Raw genomic sequence first — 19903 nt, forward strand, 5'->3', positions numbered from 1 at the left:
GAAAAGGAAAACAAAATGAAAAAAACACTAAGCATTTTACTCGTAACAGTAGCTACCCTAACTATGGCAGCTTGTGGTAACACTACTACAGAAAAAACTACCACACAGTCTAGCACAGAAACAAGTCAAAAGGCCAGCACAGAGACGACTTATCCACTAACGGTCAAAACCTATGACGTTAAAGGGAATGAAGTCGAACAAGTTTTTGACAAGGCACCTGAAAAAGTTATCACCAACAATCTTTCAACCACTGAAATCTTATTGGAGTTAGGCTTGAAGGATAAAATTGCTGGCATGCTTAACCCTGATAATGCTGTGACGGACAAATACAAGGACGCGATTGCGACGATTCCTCAAATTGGAGATAAAAAAACAGTCTCACAAGAAACAGTCCTTTCTTATGAGCCAGACGCTGTGATGGGTCGAAACATGATGTTTTCTGAAAAATCCTTGGGAACAGTTAGCACTTGGAATGAAAACAAAATCCCAGTCTATACGCAAAAAGCTTCTCTCTCAACGATTCAGCAAGATTTGGGAAATATTGTAGAAGACGTTAAAAATCTTGGAATGATTTTCAATGTTCAGGACAAGGCTAATGAATACGCAGCCCAATTACAAGCTAAAATTGACGCTGTTAAGAAAGCAAACCCAGCAAGCCAAGGTGAAAAGAAAAAGGCTTTGATTATGGTTGCTTATAACGACGAAACCTTCGGCGCTTACAAGTCTGCTTTGCAAGAGAGCCTTCTAAATCAACTTGGTTATACTAACGTTGCAACGGGAACATCAGGCTTGACCTTGGAAAATCTCGTGTCAATGGATCCTGAATTGATTATCTATGTAACCAGCGACCGCAATAAAAAATTGGATGCCAACGCAGTAGAGTTGATGAAGGCAAATGAAGTTTTGGAAAACGTTCCTGCAATTAAGAATCAAAAAATCATGACCATCTCTTACGATGAGTTGATGGACTATGGTCCAGCAGTGATTGATTCCCTTGAGAAAATCAATGACTTTATCAATAAATAATGAGTTTGATTGGGAAGGGATCCAAGTCAAGGTCAGCCTTCCTTCGACCTATGATCCCAATCAAACCTATCCAGCGATTCTCTTGAATGATGGAAACTTGGATTTCCTATCCTCCCTTTCAGAATCTGTGATTTTAGTGGGCTTGACCTCTAAAAATCGCCTAGACGATTACACTCCCTGGAAGGCAGCTGCTCTGAGAGAGGGAGCTCCAGATTTTGGCGGTCAGGCAAATGCCTATCATAGTCATTTATTTGGAGGTCTTTTAGATAAGTTGCAGGCGCTTTATCGCCTGGACAAAAATCACTTTGCCTATGGAGGGTATTCACTAGGTGGTTTGGCGGCCGTCCACAGTCTTTTCAGCTTTGACAAGGTCTCCTGTGTCTTCTCCATTTGCGGGTCCTTTTGGTATCCTGAATTTGCAACTTACTGCAAGGAAGAAAAGGTGAAAAATTTGGACTGTTTGCTGTATTTACAGAATGGTCAAACAGAAGGAGCCCATCATACCAATCGCTTGGGTCAAGCACCAGCCTATGCTGAGCAGATCCATACCAGTCTTCAGAAACGTTATCTGACTGGGCAGTTTGTTTTTGATCCTTATGGGCATCATGAGCAAGTGGCTGAGCGATTTCTAGCCTTTTCCAACTGGTTGTCCCAAAAATGGAAAATCGAATAAAAGAAATATCCCTTGGCAAAAGCCAAGGGATAATTGTATTTTTTAACCAAGTTTCTCTCTCTTCTTATCTGGATTCCAGATAAAGCTTGCGATGAAGGTAAAGATAATCGTTAGGATACCAACAAGCACTGCAAGAATAAGGGCAGGAATGCGGACAAACCACCAGAGTGGGTTTGGTTTTTTATCATTGTGCCATTGCTTGGTTTCTTCGTCCAAACGTTGGAATTCAGCTTGGATACGGTCTGCAACCATTTCGATTCCTTCATCATTCATTTTCTTGATATCTGAGATATCGATTGGATTTCCAAAGTTCATATCGACACGTTCACGGCTAACCAAACCTTTCAAGGTCATGGGACCAGTATAGGTAACTGGCATGATACGGACCTTAGCCATCTTGGCAATCAGAGCAACTCCGCCTTTGACATCGTTTGAGTGACGGCTTCCACTTGGAAACATGATGAGAGAACGGTCGCTTTTTTTGAGGACATTGATAGGGTATTTGATAGCAGAGGCGTTAGGTTTTTCCCGGTCGATAGGAAAGGCGCCACACATACGGATCCACCAGCCAAAGATGCGGTTGTTAAACAGTTCTTTTTTGGCCATAAAGATGAACTGTTTTGGCTTGGTCGCAAAGGCCATGTAAACAGGATCCCACCAGGTACGGTGAGGTGCGACGAGGATATAGTTTTCGTCTCGGCTAGGGATTTTATCAGTATTGTGGTAGTGAGCATTGCCATTAATGGACCACAAGATCAGCATGACTAGTCCACGCAAATAAGTATAAAACATGAGATCTCCTTCGATTGTATTGCTTTTATTATTATACCTTATCAAAAGACTACTGGCAAACTTTTTCAGTTATCAGCCAACAGTTTTAGATGGGATTAGAATTCTTTTAAAAAAAATGATATGATAGAATTTATGGATAAAAATATAATAATGGGATTAACCCAAAGAGAAGTCGAGGAAAGACAGGCTCAAGGTTTGGTCAATGACTTTACCGCATCAGCCAGCACTAGTACTTGGCAAATCATCAAACGAAATGTTTTTACACTTTTTAACGCTTTAAACTTTGCCATTGCTTTGGCGCTAGCCTTTGTGCAGGCTTGGAGCAATTTGGTCTTCTTTGCTGTTATCTGCTTTAACGCTTTTTCTGGAATTGTGACCGAGCTAAGGGCCAAACACATGGTGGACAAGCTCAATCTCATGACCAAGGAAAAGGTCAAAACCATCCGTGAGGGTCAGGAAATTGCCCTCAATCCAGAAGAGTTGGTTCTAGGAGATGTTATTCGTTTGTCTGCCGGGGAGCAGATTCCTAGTGATGCGCGGGTTTTAGAAGGCTTTGCGGAAGTCAATGAAGCCATGTTGACGGGTGAGAGTGATTTGGTGCAAAAGGAAGTTGACGCCTTGCTTTTGTCTGGAAGTTTCTTAGCCAGTGGGTCAGTTTTGGCTCAAGTTCACCATGTCGGAGCAGAAAACTATGCTTCCAAACTCATGCTGGAAGCCAAGACCGTAAAACCGATCAACTCTCGTATCATGAAATCGCTGGACAAGCTAGCAGGTTTTACTGGGAAGATTATCATTCCCTTTGGTCTAGCTCTCCTGCTAGAAGCCTTGATGTTAAAAGGCTTGCCCCTCAAGTCGTCAGTTGTAAATTCGTCAACAGCCCTTTTGGGTATGTTGCCCAAGGGAATTGCCCTTTTAACCATCACTTCGCTCTTAACTGCGGTGATCAAGCTGGGTTTGAAAAAGGTCTTGGTGCAGGAGATGTACTCTGTCGAAACCTTGGCACGTGTGGATATGCTTTGTCTGGACAAGACGGGCACCATCACCCAAGGAAAGATGCAGGTGGAGGCAGTTCTTCCGCTGACGGAAACTTATGGTGATGAGGCAATTGCTAGGATTCTGACCAGCTACATAGCTCACAGTGAGGATAAAAATCCGACAGCTCAAGCCATTCGCCAGCGTTTCCAAGGAGAAGTTGCTTATCCTAAGATTTCCAATCTGCCTTTCTCTAGCGACCGCAAGTGGGGGGCTATGGAGTTAGAAGGGCTAGGAACGGTTTTCTTAGGTGCGCCTGAGATGTTGCTGGACTCTGAAGTACCAGAAGCCAGAGAGGCTCTGGAGAGAGGTTCTCGTGTCTTGGTCTTGGCTCTCAGTCACGAAAAACTAGACCACCACAAGCCACAAAAACCATCTGATATTCAAGCCTTGGCACTGCTGGAGATTTTGGACCCTATTCGAGAGGGAGCAGCAGAGACGCTAGACTATCTCCGTTCTCAAGAAGTGGGCCTCAAGATTATCTCTGGGGACAATCCGGTCACTGTATCCAGCATTGCCCAGAAAGCTGGATTTGCAGACTATCAAAGCTATGTTGATTGCTCTAAAATCTCCGATGAGGAATTGATGGCCATGGCGGAGGAGACTGCGATTTTCGGACGGGTTTCCCCTCATCAAAAGAAACTACTGATCCAAACCCTGAAAAAAGCAGGTCATACAACAGCTATGACAGGGGACGGTGTCAATGATATTCTTGCCCTTCGTGAAGCAGACTGTTCGATTGTAATGGCAGAAGGAGATCCGGCAACACGTCAGATTGCCAATCTGGTTCTCTTGAACTCAGACTTCAATGATGTTCCAGAGATTCTCTTTGAAGGCCGTCGGGTGGTCAATAACATTGCCCATATCGCACCGATTTTCTTGATTAAGACCATCTATTCCTTCTTGCTTGCAGTCATCTGTATTGCCAGTGTTTTACTAGGACGGTCTGAGTGGATTTTGATTTTCCCTTTCATTCCGATTCAGATTACCATGATCGACCAGTTCGTGGAAGGTTTCCCGCCATTCGTTCTGACTTTTGAGCGAAATATAAAACCTGTTGAGCCAAATTTCCTCAGAAGATCCATGCTTCGTGCCCTACCAAGTGCCCTTATGATCGTCTTCAGCGTTCTTTTTGTCAAAATCTTTGGGGCTAGCCAAGGTTGGTCAGAGTTAGAAATCTCAACCCTACTTTATTATCTCCTTGGGTCCATCGGTTTCTTATCCGTATTTAGAGCCTGCATGCCATTTACCCTCTGGCGTGTCCTCTTGATTGTTTGGTCAGTAGGAGGTTTCCTAGCTACAGCTCTCTTCCCAAGAATTCAAAAACTGCTTGAAATTTCGACACTTACAGGACAAACATTCCCTGTTTACCTTGTCATGATGGCTGTCTTTACTGTGATATTTATCTTAACCAGTCGTTATCAAGCTAGAAAATAAAGAAAGGCTGCAATCTGTGGATTGCGGCCTTTTTAGGTGCAAGATTGCTAGCCGAAATATGGTATAATAAGAGGTAACAGAGTTTTGGAAAGTGAGAGAAGATGATTTCAAAGAGATTAGAATTGGTGGCGTCCTTTGTGCCCCAAGGATCCATTTTACTAGATGTGGGGAGTGACCATGCTTATCTGCCTATCGAGTTGGTCGAAAGAGGACAGATCAAAAGTGCCATTGCAGGTGAGGTTGTGGAAGGACCCTACCAGTCTGCGGTTAAAAATGTTGAGGCTCACGGCCTAAAGGAGAAAATCCAAGTTCGTTTAGCCAATGGCTTGGAAGCCTTTGAAGAGGAAGATCAAGTGTCGGTTATCACCATTGCTGGCATGGGTGGTCGTTTGATTGCGACCATATTGGAAGAAGGCATGGACAAGCTAGCTAATGTAGAGCGTTTGATCCTCCAACCCAATAATCGTGAAGACGACTTGCGCATCTGGTTACAAGACCACGGTTTCCAGATTGTAGCAGAAAGTATTCTAGAAGAAGCCGGCAAATTTTATGAGATTTTAGTGGTGGAAGCTGGACAAATGAATCTATCAGCTAGTGATGTTCGCTTTGGACCCTTCTTGTCCAAAGAAGTCAGCCCAGTCTTTATCAAAAAATGGCAAAAAGAAGCTACTAAGCTAGAGTTCGCTCTTAGCCAAATCCCAGAAAAAAATATGGAAGAACGTCAAGTTTTAGTAGATAAAATTCAAGCCATCAAGGAGGTGCTTCATGCTAGCAAGTGAAGTCATTAAATGCTATGAAGCCTTTTGCCCCCAGGAATTCTCAATGGAGGGTGATAGTCGTGGCCTGCAAATCGGTACTTTGGACAAGGATATCCAAAGTGTTATGGTGGCTCTCGATATTCGTGAAGAAACGGTGGCAGAGGCCATTGAAAAGGGTGTGAACTTGATTATCGTTAAGCACGCGCCTATCTTTCGTCCCATCAAAGACTTGGTAGCCAGCCGTCCGCAAAATCAGATTTACATCGACCTCATAAAGCATGACATTGCAGTGTATGTCAGCCATACCAATATTGACATTGTTGAAAATGGTCTCAATGACTGGTTCTGCCAGATGCTAGGAATCGAGGAGACGACTTATCTGCAGGAAACTGGCCCAGAACGTGGGATTGGTCGTATTGGGAATATTCAGCCTCAGACATTTTGGGAATTGGCCCAGCATGTTAAGCAAGTCTTTGGTCTTGATAGTCTTCGCATGGTGCATTATCAAGAGAGTGATTTGCAGAAGGAAATTTCAAGAGTTGCCATTTGCGGTGGTAGTGGTCAGTCTTTCTATCCTGATGCTTTGGCAAAGGGGGCAGATGTCTATATTACCGGTGATATCTACTACCATACAGCACAGGATATGTTGTCAGATGGCTTGTTGGCGCTGGACCCGGGCCACTATATCGAAATTCTTTTTGTCGAAAAAATTGCTGACCTCCTTAATCAATGGAAGGCAGAAAAGGATTGGACCATTGATATCATACCTAGCCAAGCATCGACCAATCCTTTCCACCATATCTAGTTAGGAAGTGAAGACAATGAAAAAAGTTGCCATTATTGGAGCAGGGATTGTAGGGGCAACTGCTGCCTACTACCTCTCCAAAGAAGCAGATTTAGAGGTGACCGTTTTTGACCATGGACAGGGTCAAGCAACCAAGGCGGCAGCGGGAATTATCAGTCCTTGGTTTTCCAAACGCCGAAATAAAGCCTGGTACAAGATTGCGCGCTTGGGAGCTGACTTTTATGTGGGTTTGTTGGCTGATTTAGAAAAGTCTGGTCAGGAAATCGACTTTTACCAACGCTCAGGAGTTTTTCTCTTGAAAAAGGACGAATCCAAGCTAGAAGAACTCTATGAACTAGCCCTCCAGCGTAGGGAAGAATCTCCCTTGATAGGCCGGTTAGCTATTCTGGACCAAGCATCTGCTAATAACTACTTTCCTGGTCTGCGAGGATTTGACCGCCTGCTCTATGCTTCTGGTGGAGCGAGAGTAGATGGCCACCTCTTAGTGAATCGTTTGCTAGAAGCTAGTCAAGTCAAGCTGGTCAAAGAAAAAGTGAGTCTGACACCTTTAGCATCAGGTCACCAGATTGGCGAAGAGGTGTTTGATCAGGTTATTTTGGCGACAGGAGCTTGGTTGGGGGACTTTTTGGAACCTTTAGGATATGAGGTAGATGTTCGTCCTCAAAAGGGACAACTACGAGATTATCAACTTAGCCAAGATATGGAATCCTATCCTGTTGTCATGCCAGAAGGGGAGTGGGATTTGATTCCTTTTGCAGGTGGGAAATTGTCCTTAGGAGCTACCCATGAAAACGACATGGGATTTGACTTGACGGTGGATGAAACCTTGATCCAGCAAATGGAGGACGCGGCCTTGCCATACTACCCAGCCTTGGCTGAAGCTACTATAAGAGGTGAGCGTGTGGGAATTCGCGCCTATACCAGTGATTTCTCGCCATTTCTTGGGAAAGTTCCAGACTTAGAAGGTGTCTATGCGGCTAGTGGTCTAGGTTCATCAGGCCTCACAACGGGTCCGATCATCGGTTACCATCTAGCCCAGCTGGTCCAAGACAAGGAGTTGACCTTGGACCCTGAAAATTATCCCATTGCAAACTATGTCAAACGAGTAAAAAGAGAATAAGATTTTACTGAAATTTTAGCAGGTAGTTTAGGATGTCAAATGACATTCCCTATCAAAAATGATAAAATAAGAAAAAATAATCCGAGAATCGAGGAAAAAAGATGCAAGAAAAGATTTTGGTAACGGGTGGTGCTGGATTTATCGGAACCCACACTGTTATTGAGTTGATCCAAGCAGGTCATCAAGTGGTTGTGGTGGATAATCTTGTCAATAGCAATCGTAAGAGTTTAGAAGTTGTTGAAAGAATCACAGGAGTTGAGATCCCTTTCTATGAGGCAGATATCCGTGACACAGATACACTCAGAGATATTTTCAAGCAGGAAGAACCGACTGGTGTGATTCACTTTGCTGGTCTGAAGGCTGTTGGTGAATCAACACGTATCCCTCTTGCCTACTATGACAATAATATCGCTGGAACTGTCAGCCTTTTGAAAGCCATGGAAGAAAACAACTGTAAGAACATCATCTTCAGTTCTTCTGCGACAGTTTACGGGGATCCTCATACAGTGCCAATCCTAGAAGATTTCCCACTTTCAGTGACCAATCCATACGGTCGTACCAAGCTCATGCTAGAGGAAATTTTGACCGATATCTACAAGGCGGACTCAGAATGGAATGTGGTCTTGCTTCGTTACTTTAACCCAATCGGAGCGCATGAAAGTGGAGACTTGGGAGAAAATCCAAACGGCATTCCAAACAACCTCTTGCCTTATGTTGCACAAGTAGCCGTTGGCAAACTAGAGCAAGTGCAAGTTTTCGGTGATGACTATGAAACTGAGGACGGAACTGGTGTTCGTGACTATATCCATGTTGTGGACCTAGCCAAAGGTCACGTTGCAGCTCTACAAAAGATCCAAAAAGGTTCAGGCCTTAACATCTACAACCTTGGAACAGGTAAAGGCTACTCAGTTCTTGAAATTATCCAAAACATGGAAAAAGCGGTGGGACGTCCCATTCCTTACCGCATCGTAGAACGCCGCCCAGGTGATATCGCTGCCTGCTACTCAGACCCTTCAAAAGCCAAAGCTGAACTCGGTTGGGAAGCAGAACTTAGCATCACCCAAATGTGTGAAGACGCATGGCGTTGGCAAAGCAAGCATCCAAATGGATTTGAAGACTAAGATGATGATTTCAATCATCGTCCCTTGTCTAAACGAAGAGGAAGTACTTCCTCTTTTTTATCAGTCTGTGGAAGCTCTGCTTCCTGACTTGGGAGCAGAGGTCGAATATGTATTTGTAGACGATGGCTCAAGTGATGGGACCTTGGAGCTTTTGAAGACCTATCGGGAGCAAAATCCTGCGGTCCGTTATGTCTCATTCTCACGAAATTTTGGGAAAGAGGCAGCCCTATATGCAGGCTTGCAGCATGCAACTGGAGACTTGGTGGTCGTGATGGATGCAGACCTTCAGGATCCTCCTAGTATGCTACTTGAGATGAAAGCCTTACTAGACCAAAATGCAGATATAGACTGTGTTGGGACACGGAGAACTAGTCGGGAGGGAGAACCCTTTTTCCGCAGTTTCTGTGCGAACCTCTTTTACCGCCTCATGCAAAAAATTAGCCCAGTGGCTCTACCCTCAGGTGTCCGTGATTTTCGTATGATGAGAAGGTCTGTGGTAGATGCTATTTTGACCCTGACCGAGTCCAATCGTTTTTCTAAAGGACTCTTTGCCTGGGTGGGTTTTAAAACGCACTATCTTGATTATCCAAACGTTGAACGACAGGCTGGCAAGACCAGTTGGAGTTTTAGACAACTCTTTTTCTACTCGATTGAAGGGATTCTCAATTTTTCAGATTTTCCCTTGAGTATAGCTTTTGTAGCGGGACTTCTATCTTGTTTTCTTTCTTTTGTGATGACAGTTTTTGTAGTGTTTCGGACTCTTATCTTGGGAAATCCGACATCTGGTTGGACGTCTTTGATGGCTGTCATTCTCTTTCTTGGAGGGATTCAACTCCTGACAATTGGGATTCTTGGTAAGTATATCAGTAAGATTTATCTGGAAACCAAAAAAAGACCACTCTATCTCGTCAAAGAAAAAAGTGACCTTTCTATTGTTGAAGGAAAAAATAACCAAAAAAGACTATAATTTTACCTAGAAATATGCTAAACTAGTAGGTGTGGGAAAAATGAGAAAAAATCAATTATATTTATTCCCTGCTTCCTACGATGGATCTTTTAGAAGTGCTCTTGTAGGACAATTTTTGATGGCCTCCAGAACATCGCTGGTCTCAGCGATTTCTCTTTGCAATTCGACTGGATCATCGTAAAATCGAACGATTCCATTATCATGGTAATCAAAGAGTTCAGAATAGGTTTGGCAAAGCCCGCAGGCGATGCACCGTTCGGGTATAAGTGTGACTTTCATATTTATATTGTAATAAGAAAATGTAAAAAAAACAAGGAGTAAGATATGGAAAAAGAACCGTGGCAAGAAGATATTTACGAAAACAATGAGGAAGAAACAAGATCAGAGCGTCGACACCGGAAACAAAAAGGGAAAGGCGTTGTTGCGAATCGTGTCTTAACGGTTCTAGCTAGCCTCTTCTTTGTAATTGTTGTAGCTATGGTAGTTGTATTGATTTACCTATCAACCGGTGGAAGCAATCGTACTTCATCTTTGAAGGACTTCTATGATGCATCGTCTCCTTCTACAAGTGCAAGTTCTAAAGTGGAAGCATCATCATCTTCAAGTAGCAAGGTAGAGGAAACAACTTCTTCTGAATCAACACCTTCACAGAGCAGTTCGGAAGAACATACTACAGAGGGTGAAGGAACACTTACAGTACAGCCTGGAGAGGGAGAAGCAGCTCTTGCTCAACGTGCAGGGATTTCCATTGCCCAGCTAGAAGCCCTAAATCCTTCTCACATGTCATCTGGATCTTGGTTTGCCAACCCAGGTGATGTGATTAAGACAAGATAGGAGTCGGTCATGAAGACAATTCAAATTGCTATCGATGGTCCGGCTTCGAGTGGTAAGAGTACGGTCGCAAAGATTGTCGCTAAGGATTTTGGTTATACTTATCTTGATACGGGTGCTATGTACCGTGCTGCGACTTATATAGCGCTTAAGCACCAGTTGGATGCAGGAAATGTAGATCAACTTCTTGAGCTTCTTAACCAACACCCCATTAGTTTTGGTCGTTCAGAAACAGGTGAGCAACTTGTTTTTGTAGGGGATGTTGATATTACGCATCCGATTCGTGAAAATGAAGTGACCAACAAGGTTTCAAGCATTGCTGCCATTCCTGAAGTGCGTGAGAAACTGGTTTCGCTCCAGCAAGAGATTGCTCAGCAAGGTGGTATCGTCATGGATGGGCGTGATATCGGGACAGTTGTTTTACCACAAGCTGAACTCAAGATTTTCTTAGTGGCTTCTGTTGAAGAAAGAGCAGAGCGTCGTTACAAAGAAAATATTGCTAAAGGGATTGAAACAGACCTTGAAACGTTGAAAGAAGAGATTGCTGCGCGTGACTACAAGGATAGTCACCGTGAAACCTCACCTCTCAAACAGGCTGAGGATGCAGTTTACCTTGACACAACTGGACTAAGTATCCAGGAAGTGGTCGAAAAAATCGAATCAGAAGCAAAAAAATATATGTCCTAGGGACGAGAGGAGCAGGCTAAATGAAGCCTGCTCCTTTTCTCTCTTTTGCGCGCGTTTCAAAACAGCCTTTTTGGGAGAATTTTGATAAAATAGTAGTATCAATAAAAAGGACGGAAGCATGACAAAGAAAATCATAGCCATTTGGGCCCAAGATGAAAAAGGTGTGATTGGGAAGGAAGATCGTCTCCCTTGGCATTTGCCAGCAGAGTTGCAACATTTTAAGGAAACAACTTTAAATCATGCTATACTGATGGGGCGAGTGACTTTTGATGGCATGGGACGTCGTCTGCTTCCAAAACGGCAAACCCTGATTTTAACGCGCAATAGCGAAGAAGTCATAGATGGGGCGCTCGTATTTCAAGATGTGGAGTCTGTTTTAGCGTGGTATCAGAGTCAAGAAAAAAATCTCTATATCCTTGGCGGAAAGCAGATTTTTCAGGCTTTTGAGCCGTATTTAGATGAAATCATTGTGACACAGATTCATGCTCAGGTGGAGGGAGACACCTATTTCCCTGAGGATTTTGACTTGTCTCTTTTTGAGACAGTCGCAAGCAAATCTTATGAGCGAGATGAGAAAAACAACTATGATTTCACCATCCAATACCGAAAGAGAAAGGAAGTCTAATGGAGCGCAGTATATTTGGATTTTTTACAGCCTTTTTGTGTGTGATCTGTATTTTGACTGGAGCACAGGCTTTTCGTAAGAAGCGCTATGGACTGTCTGCCTTACTCTGGTTGAATGCTTTTACCAATCTGGTAAACAGTGTCCACGCTTTTTATATGACCTTATTTTAGATAGAATGATAAATTAGAATGGAAGGAAATCATGCCTACAAATAGGAAAAATGATATGATGGTTTATTGCTCATTTTGTGGCAAGAGCCAAGAAGAAGTAAAGAAAATAATCGCTGGGAACAACGCCTTTATCTGTAATGAATGTGTGGAGTTGGCCCAGGAAATCATTCGGGAGGAGTTGGCCGAGGAAGTTTTGGCAGACTTGTCTGAAGTACCAAAACCAATCGAACTCCTCAATATCCTAAATCACTATGTGATTGGTCAAGATCGTGCCAAACGTGCCTTGGCAGTGGCTGTATACAATCACTATAAACGCATCAATTTCCACGATACGCGTGAAGAGTCAGAAGATGTGGATTTGCAGAAGTCAAATATCCTGATGATTGGCCCAACTGGTTCAGGGAAAACTTTCTTGGCTCAGACTTTGGCAAAGAGCTTGAACGTGCCTTTCGCTATTGCAGATGCAACAGCTCTGACTGAGGCTGGGTATGTGGGTGAGGATGTGGAAAATATCCTCCTCAAACTCTTGCAGGCTGCTGACTTTAACATCGAACGTGCAGAGCGTGGGATTATCTACGTGGATGAAATTGACAAGATTGCCAAGAAGAGCGAGAATGTGTCTATCACACGTGATGTTTCGGGTGAAGGTGTGCAACAAGCCCTTCTCAAGATTATCGAGGGAACTGTCGCTAGCGTACCGCCTCAAGGAGGACGCAAACATCCACAACAAGAGATGATTCAGGTGGATACTAAAAATATCCTCTTTATCGTAGGTGGTGCTTTTGATGGCATCGAAGAAATCGTTAAACAACGTCTGGGAGAAAAAGTTATCGGTTTTGGCCAAAATAACAAGGCGATTGACGAAAACAGCTCCTACATGCAGGAAATCATCGCAGAAGATATTCAAAAATTTGGTATTATCCCTGAGTTGATTGGACGCTTGCCTGTCTTCGCTGCTCTTGAGCAATTGACGGTAGATGACTTGGTTCGCATCCTGAAAGAGCCAAGAAATGCCTTGGTCAAACAATACCAAACCTTGCTTTCTTATGATGACGTTGAGTTGGAATTTGACGATGAAGCCCTTCAGGAAATCGCCAATAAGGCTATCGAACGCAAAACTGGTGCGCGTGGTCTTCGCTCAATCATCGAAGAAACCATGCTAGACGTTATGTTTGAAGTGCCAAGTCAAGAAAATGTGAAATTGGTCCGCATCACAAAAGAAGCTGTCGATGGAACGGAAAAACCAATCCTAGAAACAGCCTAGAGGTGACTATGGAAATCAATACACACAATGCTGAAATCTTGCTCAGTGCGGCAAACAAGTCCCACTATCCGCAGGATGACCTGCCAGAGATTGCCCTTGCAGGGCGTTCAAATGTTGGCAAGTCTAGCTTTATCAACACCATGCTCAACCGCAAGAATTTGGCCCGTACATCAGGAAAACCTGGGAAAACCCAGCTACTCAACTTTTTTAACATTGATGACAAGATGCGTTTTGTGGATGTACCAGGTTATGGCTATGCCCGCGTTTCCAAAAAGGAACGTGAAAAGTGGGGGCGCATGATTGAGGAGTACCTGACGACTCGTGAAAATCTCCGCGCGGTTGTCAGTTTGGTGGATTTTCGTCATGACCCGTCTGCAGATGATGTGCAGATGTATGAATTTCTCAAGTATTATGAGATTCCGGTTATCATCGTTGCGACCAAGGCGGACAAGATTCCTCGTGGTAAATGGAACAAGCATGAATCAGCAATCAAAAAGAAATTAAACTTTGACCCAAGTGACGACTTCATCCTCTTTTCATCTGTTAGCAAGGCAGGGATGGATCAGGCTTGGGACGCAATATTAGAAAAATTGTGAGGGAAAGAAATGGCAAAAACAATTCATACAGACAAAGCTCCAAAAGCAATCGGACCTTATGTTCAAGGGAAAATCGTTGGCAATCTTTTGTTTGCTAGCGGTCAAGTTCCCCTATCTCCTGAAACTGGAGAAATTGTAGGAGAAACGATCCAAGAACAGACAGAACAAGTTTTGAAAAATATCGGTGCTATTTTGGCAGAAGCAGGGACAGACTTTGACCATGTTGTCAAAACAACTTGCTTCTTGAGCGATATGAATGACTTTGTTCCTTTTAACGAGGTTTACCAGACTGCCTTTAAAGAGGAATTTCCAGCTCGTTCAGCTGTAGAGGTTGCACGTCTTCCTCGTGATGTAAAAGTCGAAATTGAAGTGATCGCAGAGATTGGATAAGCTAGTTGAAGTTTGGCTCTGCCAAACTTTTTTTGATATAAGGAGAGATAGATGACAAAGAAACAACTTCACCTGGTGATTGTGACAGGGATGAGTGGCGCAGGGAAAACGGTAGCCATTCAGTCCTTCGAGGATTTGGGATATTTTACGATTGACAATATGCCACCAGCCCTCTTACCAAAGTTCTTGCAACTGGTTGAAACTAAAGATGATGACCACAAACTTGCCTTGGTTGTGGACATGCGTAGCCGTTCCTTCTTTTCAGAGATTCAGGCCGTTTTGGATGAATTGGAAAACCAAGATGATTTGGATTTCAAAATTCTCTTTTTAGATGCAGCAGATAAGGAGTTGGTGGCACGCTATAAGGAAACGAGACGGAGTCACCCACTTGCTGCAGATGGTCGAATTTTAGATGGTATTAAGCTGGAACGTGAACTTTTGGCACCTTTGAAAAACATGAGCCAAAATGTGGTAGATACGACAGAACTTACTCCGCGTGAACTTCGTAAAACCATTGCTGAGCAATTTTCAGACCAAGAACAAGCCCAGTCTTTCCGTATCGAGGTCATGTCTTTTGGATTCAAGTATGGTATTCCTATCGATGCAGATTTGGTCTTTGATGTCCGTTTCTTGCCAAATCCATACTACCTTCCGGAGCTTCGTAATCAGACAGGTGAGGATCAAGCAGTTTATGACTATGTGATGAATCATGAAGAGTCTGAAAGTTTCTATCAGCACTTACTCGCCTTGATTGAACCGATTTTGCCAAGCTACAAAAAAGAAGGCAAGTCTGTTTTAACCATCGCAGTAGGATGTACAGGTGGACAGCACCGTAGTGTTGCCTTTGCCAAACGAATCGCTGAGGACCTTGCTAAAAACTGGCCTGTCAATGAAAGCCATCGTGACAAAGACAGAAGAAAGGAAACGGTAAACCGTTCATGAGAAAACCAAAGATAACGGTGATTGGTGGAGGAACAGGTATCCCCGTCATTTTGAAAAGCTTGCGAGAAAAGGATGTTGATATTGCTGCTATCGTAACGGTAGCTGATGATGGTGGCTCTTCTGGTGAGCTAAGAAAGAATATCCAACAGCTGACACCACCAGGTGATCTCCGTAATGTCCTTGTGGCCATGTCGGATATGCCCAAGTTTTATGAGAAGGTTTTTCAGTACCGTTTCTCAGAAGAGGCCGGAGCATTTGCGGGTCATCCACTGGGGAATATCATCATAGCAGGTCTCTCTGAAATGCAAGGATCTACCTACAATGCTATGCAATTACTCAGTAAGTTTTTTCACACAACAGGAAAAATCTACCCATCAAGCGATCAGCCTTTGACACTGCATGCAGTCTTTAAAGACGGTTCTGAGGTGGCAGGTGAGAGCCACATTGCAGATCATCCAGGTATGATCGACCATGTCTATGTGACCAATACCTTGGATGATGAAACACCGCAAGCCAGCCGTCGAGTGGTCAATACCATTCTCGAGAGTGATATGATCGTCTTGGGACCTGGTTCCCTCTTTACATCGATTTTGCCAAATATTGTCATTGAGGAGATCGGGCAGGCTCTACTGGAGACTAAGGCAGAGATCGCCTATGTCTGCAATATCATGACCCAGCGTGGGGAAACAGAGTACTTTTCAGACAGTGACCACGTGGAAGTCCTCCATCGACACTTAGGTCGGCCATTTATTGATACGGTCTTGGTGAATATCGAAAAGGTTCCTAGAGAATACATGGATACCAACCGTTTTGATGAGTATTTGGTTCAGGTAGAGCATGACTTTGCTGGTCTTTGCAAACAGGTTCCTCGTGTGATTTCATCCAACTTCCTTCGTTTGGAAAATGGAGGAGCCTTCCATGATGGCGATTTGATTGTAGATGAATTGATGCGCATCATACAGGTGAGAAAATGAGTTTTACAGTTGCAGTAAAAGAGGAAATTCTTGGTCAACACCATCTCAGTCGTCATGAATTATCAGCCATCATCAAGATGTCTGGCAGTATCGGTCTCTCGACTTCTGGCCTAACCTTGTCAGTCGTGACTGAAAATGCCAAGTTGGCTCGGCATCTCTATGAGTCTTTTCTCCATTTTTATGACATCAAGTCAGAAATTCGTCACCATCAGAGAAGTAATCTTCGTAAGAACCGAGTCTATACGGTCTATACTGATGAGAGGGTGCAGGAGCTTTTAGCTGATTTGCGGCTTGCGGATTCCTTCTTTGGTTTGGAGACGGGCATTGATCCTGACATCTTAGCAGATGAGGAGGCTGGACGTGCTTACTTATGTGGGGCCTTTCTGGCAAATGGTAGCATCCGAGATCCGGAGTCTGGCAAGTACCAGTTGGAGATCAGTTCCGTTTATCTGGACCACGCCCAAGGACTAGCCTCTCTTCTTCAGCAGTTTTTGCTGGACGCTAAGGTCATTGAGCGCAGGAAAGGTGCAGTTACCTATCTTCAACGTGCAGAGGACATCATGGATTTCTTGATCGTGATTGGGGCCATGCAGGCGCGTGATAATTTTGAGCGCGTCAAGATTTTGCGTGAAACCCGTAATGATCTCAATCGGGCTAATAATGCCGAGACAGCTAATATCGCTCGGACAGTTTCTGCCAGCATGAAGACTATCAATAATATCGGTAAAATCAAAGATAGAATCGGTTTGGAAAATTTACCCGTGGATTTGCAGGAGGTAGCGCAGTTGCGAATCCAGCATCCAGACTACTCTATCCAGCAGTTGGCAGATAGCTTGAGCAATCCCCTGACCAAGAGTGGTGTCAACCACAGACTGAGAAAAATAAACAAGATTGCAGATGAATTATAAAACCACGAATCAGTTGATTCGTGGTGTTTTTCTTATAAACTGGTTGAGTGTTTGGGTTGTACTTTTTGCTCAGGGTCGATGTAGTTAATGGCATTGTTAACAGCTGTTGGAGCTTCACCTAGTCCAGTAGCAATCAAATCAATCTTACCTTCATAGTAGCAGCAGTCCCCAATGGCGTAGATACCCTCTTGGCTGGATTCTTGCTTGCTATTGACGATAATCTTGTGACGGTTGAGGTCCAGCCCCCAATTTTTAAGATTGCCAACAGATGATTTGAAACCATAGTTGACAAAGAGATGGTCTACTTTAATCGTTTCGGTTTCATCTGCTTTGACTTTGGTGATTTCTAGTTTGTCGAGCGTTTTTCCATCTCCAAGGAGTTGGCTGGGAACGAACGGTGTTTTGATGGTTACTGATGATTCTTGTAGAGCTTGCACACTATGTTCCAAGGCGCGGAAATTATCTCGACGGTGAACGAGAGTAGTTGGGGCAATCTTTTCAAAAGCCAGAGCCCAGTCCACTGCAGAGTCCCCACCACCAAGGATGGTCACTTTCTTGCCAGCGTATTGCTGAATGTTGGAAACGTGGTAGTGGATATTTTCATAGTCCTCAACATCGTCTAATTCGAGTGGTCGTGGTTTAAAGGCACCGCCACCCATGGCAATGATGACTGTTTTAGTCAGGTGTCTTCCCTTGTTGGTTGTGATGGTAAAACCTTCATCTTGTTTCTCTATTTCAAGAACAGTTTCGTTGAGGTGAACAGGTGTGTCAAAGCCATCTAGCTGTTCAATCAGGCGATTGGTCAGCTCTTCCCCAGTTAAGTTTGGAAAACCTGGCACATCAAGGATTTGCTTCTCAGGGTAGAGGATGGCGGGCTGGCCACCTAGCTGAGGAAGAGAGTCGATGATTTGGACTTTGGCTTGGCGTAGGTGGGCGTAAAAGGCAGCAAAGAGCCCAACAGGACCGCCACCTACAATAGTAATATCATAGAGTTGAGACATGATTTCTCCTTTGTTTTTTCTAGTCAGTTTATTTTATCATATTTTTGCTTAATTTAAAATGAGGTAGGATAGGGAAAAAATGGGCAAAAAATGGTATAATAGTACAGAAAGTGTTTTGACAGGGAGGAGGCCAGGGATGAATTTTCAACCATTATCCAATTTGCAATACTGGACGAGTTTGTTTTCAAGCCCTTGGACAATAGTCACCAATCTGATAGATATTCTCATTGTGACTTATATTTTATATCATTTTACCAAAGCGATTGCAGGGACCAAAATCATGATTTTGGTGCGGGGAGTTCTGGTCTTTATTTTAGGTCAGATTCTGTCCAATATGATTGGTTTGACAACCATTTCCTGGTTGATCAATCAGATCATCACTTATGGGGTTATCGCAGCAGTAGTTATTTTTTCACCAGAGATTCGGACTGGTTTGGAACGATTGGGCCGGGCTACGGATTTCTTCTACAATGCCCCTATTAGTGCGGAAGAGCAAATGGTTCGTGCCTTTGTCAAATCAGTCGAGTACATGAGCCCCCGTAAGATTGGTGCTCTGGTAGCTGTTCAGCGAGTAAGAACCTTGCAGGAATATATCTCAACTGGGATTCCTCTAGATGCTAAGATTTCTTCTGAGTTATTGATCAATATCTTTATCCCCAACACTCCCTTGCACGATGGTGCGGTCATTGTCAGAGAAGATCGGATTGCCGTAACTTCAGCCTACCTACCCCTGACTGAAAATACAGGAATTTCCAAGGAATTTGGGACACGTCACAGGGCAGCGATTGGTTTGTCAGAAGTATCGGATGCTCTTACCTTTGTGGTTTCAGAGGAAACAGGCGGAATCTCAATCACCTATAATGGAGTCTTTAAGCATGATTTGACCTTGGAAGAGTTTGAATCGGAGTTAAGAAGAATCTTGCTTCCAACATCAGAGAAAAAACAAGGTCTGAAAGAGCGTCTGCTAGGAGGATTAAAACATGAGAAAAAATAGTCTTTATATTATTTCTTCCTTCTTTTTCGCCTGCATCCTCTTTATCTATGCGACTTCTACAAACTACCAGAATAGCAATAGTGCTAGACAGGTGAGAACAGAAACTTATACCAATACGGTCCTTAATGTCCCAATTGATATTCAGTATGACAGTGATCAGTATTTTATCAGTGGTTTTACATCTGAAGTGACCGTCTTTCTAACAGGGTCAAACAGAGTTGCTTTGGCGAGTGAGATGCAGGAAAGCACTCGAAAATTCAAGGTCAAAGCTGACTTAACCAATGCCAGTGTAGGGACCATTGAAGTTCCTCTAACCATTGAAAATTTACCGAGTGGTTTGACCGCTGTTGCAACACCGCAAAAGATAACAGTGAAGGTTGGTAAAAAAGCAAAACGAGACAATGTAATCGTTGTGCCTGAGATTGACCCTAGTCAGATTGATTCTCGTGTGAAAATTGATACAGTTACTGTGTCAGATGAAAAAGTAACGGTTATTAGTGACGAGGAAACTCTCTCTAGAGTAGATCGTGTCATTGCCATCTTGCCAACGAGTGAACGGATAACAGGTAACTATTCGGCTTCTGTTCCTCTACAAGCAGTCGATAAAAATGGAAATGTCTTACCAAGCGTCATTATGCCATTTGACACTACAATGAAAATTACAACCAAGACAGTATCGTCTAGCTCGAGTTCTTCGTCAGCGACCTCGTCAACGGGCTCTTCAACCAGCAGTTCGTCTTCAACGAGTTCAGAAACGAAACCAGACTCGTCTAAACAGGACTAAATAAAA

Annotated in this window: 23 protein-coding genes; 20 read left to right on the forward strand and 3 right to left on the reverse strand. The window is 43.6% G+C overall.

Annotation, left to right across the window (positions count from 1 at the left end; genetic code table 11):
• Positions 1–15 precede the first annotated feature (15 nt).
• Together D8863_RS05045 and D8863_RS05050 are read left to right on the forward strand one after the other, a co-directional pair.
• Positions 16–1026, forward strand: coding sequence for an ABC transporter substrate-binding protein (locus D8863_RS05045; protein WP_125441269.1), 1011 nt, complete (start codon positions 16–18; stop codon positions 1024–1026).
• Positions 1007–1699 carry an alpha/beta hydrolase-fold protein gene (locus D8863_RS05050; RefSeq protein WP_125441270.1) on the forward strand — a complete coding sequence of 231 codons (693 nt, stop codon included), beginning with the start codon at positions 1007–1009 and terminating at the stop codon, positions 1697–1699. The genes D8863_RS05045 and D8863_RS05050 overlap by 20 nt, the downstream gene beginning before the upstream one ends.
• A 42-nt stretch (positions 1700–1741) precedes the next feature.
• Here the strand turns inward: D8863_RS05050 and D8863_RS05055 are convergent, their stop codons facing one another.
• The gene (locus D8863_RS05055; protein ID WP_125441271.1) at positions 1742–2491 is read right to left on the reverse strand and encodes a lysophospholipid acyltransferase family protein; all 750 of its coding nucleotides are present in this window, start codon (positions 2489–2491) and stop codon (positions 1742–1744) included.
• Positions 2492–2623: 132 nt separating this feature from the next.
• Between D8863_RS05055 and D8863_RS05060 the strand changes: the two genes are divergently transcribed.
• The 6 genes from D8863_RS05060 (at position 2624) to D8863_RS05085 (ending at position 9731) form a co-directional block, all read left to right on the forward strand.
• A complete protein-coding gene (locus tag D8863_RS05060) occupies positions 2624–4960 on the forward strand; it encodes a cation-translocating P-type ATPase (RefSeq protein WP_125441272.1) in 2337 nt (778 codons plus the stop codon).
• A 101-nt stretch (positions 4961–5061) separates the two neighbouring features.
• On the forward strand, positions 5062–5739 hold the full coding sequence (locus tag D8863_RS05065; RefSeq protein ID WP_125441273.1) for a tRNA (adenine(22)-N(1))-methyltransferase: 678 nt from the start codon (positions 5062–5064) through the stop codon (positions 5737–5739).
• Positions 5726–6523 carry a Nif3-like dinuclear metal center hexameric protein gene (locus D8863_RS05070; RefSeq protein WP_125441274.1) on the forward strand — a complete coding sequence of 266 codons (798 nt, stop codon included), beginning with the start codon at positions 5726–5728 and terminating at the stop codon, positions 6521–6523. The genes D8863_RS05065 and D8863_RS05070 overlap by 14 nt, the downstream gene beginning before the upstream one ends.
• Positions 6524–6539: 16 nt before the next feature.
• Complete coding sequence (locus D8863_RS05075; RefSeq protein ID WP_185761449.1) at positions 6540–7643, forward strand: NAD(P)/FAD-dependent oxidoreductase; 1104 nt, start codon at positions 6540–6542, stop codon at positions 7641–7643.
• 101 nt (positions 7644–7744) lie between these two features.
• A complete protein-coding gene (gene galE / locus D8863_RS05080) occupies positions 7745–8764 on the forward strand; it encodes a UDP-glucose 4-epimerase GalE (RefSeq protein WP_125441276.1) in 1020 nt (339 codons plus the stop codon).
• Between the two features lies 1 nt (position 8765).
• On the forward strand, positions 8766–9731 hold the full coding sequence (locus D8863_RS05085; protein WP_013670185.1) for a glycosyltransferase family 2 protein: 966 nt from the start codon (positions 8766–8768) through the stop codon (positions 9729–9731).
• Positions 9732–9806: 75 nt separating this feature from the next.
• Here D8863_RS05085 and D8863_RS05090 read toward each other — a convergent pair whose 3' ends face one another.
• Positions 9807–10010, reverse strand: a complete 204-nt coding sequence (locus tag D8863_RS05090) for a ferredoxin (RefSeq protein ID WP_002874767.1) — start codon at positions 10008–10010, stop codon at positions 9807–9809.
• A gap of 45 nt (positions 10011–10055) precedes the next feature.
• Here D8863_RS05090 and D8863_RS05095 point away from each other — a divergent pair, with 45 nt between their 5' ends.
• From D8863_RS05095 to whiA, 10 genes are all read left to right on the forward strand, one after another.
• Positions 10056–10565: an SAG1386/EF1546 family surface-associated protein gene (locus D8863_RS05095; protein WP_000410188.1), complete on the forward strand. Its 510-nt coding sequence runs from the start codon at positions 10056–10058 to the stop codon at positions 10563–10565.
• Positions 10566–10574: 9 nt separating this feature from the next.
• The gene (gene cmk, locus D8863_RS05100) at positions 10575–11249 is read left to right on the forward strand and encodes a (d)CMP kinase (RefSeq protein ID WP_000849406.1); all 675 of its coding nucleotides are present in this window, start codon (positions 10575–10577) and stop codon (positions 11247–11249) included.
• A 118-nt stretch (positions 11250–11367) separates the two neighbouring features.
• Complete coding sequence (locus tag D8863_RS05105; protein WP_125441277.1) at positions 11368–11874, forward strand: dihydrofolate reductase; 507 nt, start codon at positions 11368–11370, stop codon at positions 11872–11874.
• A complete protein-coding gene (locus D8863_RS05110; protein WP_000442252.1) occupies positions 11874–12044 on the forward strand; it encodes a hypothetical protein in 171 nt (56 codons plus the stop codon). The genes D8863_RS05105 and D8863_RS05110 overlap by 1 nt, the downstream gene beginning before the upstream one ends.
• Positions 12045–12075: 31 nt before the next feature.
• A complete protein-coding gene (clpX, locus tag D8863_RS05115; RefSeq protein WP_002874765.1) occupies positions 12076–13308 on the forward strand; it encodes an ATP-dependent Clp protease ATP-binding subunit ClpX in 1233 nt (410 codons plus the stop codon).
• Between the two features lie 8 nt (positions 13309–13316).
• Entirely contained in the window at positions 13317–13904 is a 588-nt protein-coding gene (yihA, locus tag D8863_RS05120; protein ID WP_125414342.1) for a ribosome biogenesis GTP-binding protein YihA/YsxC, read from the forward strand.
• A 9-nt stretch (positions 13905–13913) separates the two neighbouring features.
• On the forward strand, positions 13914–14294 hold the full coding sequence (locus D8863_RS05125) for a RidA family protein (protein WP_001140420.1): 381 nt from the start codon (positions 13914–13916) through the stop codon (positions 14292–14294).
• A 51-nt stretch (positions 14295–14345) separates the two neighbouring features.
• A complete protein-coding gene (gene rapZ / locus D8863_RS05130; protein WP_000163039.1) occupies positions 14346–15236 on the forward strand; it encodes an RNase adapter RapZ in 891 nt (296 codons plus the stop codon).
• Entirely contained in the window at positions 15233–16210 is a 978-nt protein-coding gene (locus tag D8863_RS05135; RefSeq protein WP_042902709.1) for a YvcK family protein, read from the forward strand. The genes rapZ and D8863_RS05135 overlap by 4 nt, the downstream gene beginning before the upstream one ends.
• Positions 16207–17118, forward strand: coding sequence for a DNA-binding protein WhiA (gene whiA, locus D8863_RS05140; protein ID WP_125441278.1), 912 nt, complete (start codon positions 16207–16209; stop codon positions 17116–17118). The genes D8863_RS05135 and whiA overlap by 4 nt, the downstream gene beginning before the upstream one ends.
• Before the next feature lie 32 nt (positions 17119–17150).
• On the opposite strand, the gene D8863_RS05145 is transcribed toward whiA, so the two are convergent.
• Positions 17151–18119 carry an NAD(P)/FAD-dependent oxidoreductase gene (locus D8863_RS05145; RefSeq protein WP_125441279.1) on the reverse strand — a complete coding sequence of 323 codons (969 nt, stop codon included), beginning with the start codon at positions 18117–18119 and terminating at the stop codon, positions 17151–17153.
• A gap of 136 nt (positions 18120–18255) precedes the next feature.
• Here D8863_RS05145 and cdaA point away from each other — a divergent pair, with 136 nt between their 5' ends.
• Together cdaA and D8863_RS05155 are read left to right on the forward strand one after the other, a co-directional pair.
• Entirely contained in the window at positions 18256–19113 is an 858-nt protein-coding gene (gene cdaA / locus D8863_RS05150; protein ID WP_033630051.1) for a diadenylate cyclase CdaA, read from the forward strand.
• Positions 19100–19897 carry a CdaR family protein gene (locus tag D8863_RS05155; protein WP_125441280.1) on the forward strand — a complete coding sequence of 266 codons (798 nt, stop codon included), beginning with the start codon at positions 19100–19102 and terminating at the stop codon, positions 19895–19897. The genes cdaA and D8863_RS05155 overlap by 14 nt, the downstream gene beginning before the upstream one ends.
• The last annotated feature ends 6 nt before the right edge of the window (positions 19898–19903 follow it).

Source organism: Streptococcus oralis (assembly GCF_003943825.1).
In the GTDB taxonomy this organism is placed as follows: Bacteria; Bacillota; Bacilli; order Lactobacillales; family Streptococcaceae; genus Streptococcus; species Streptococcus oralis_CD.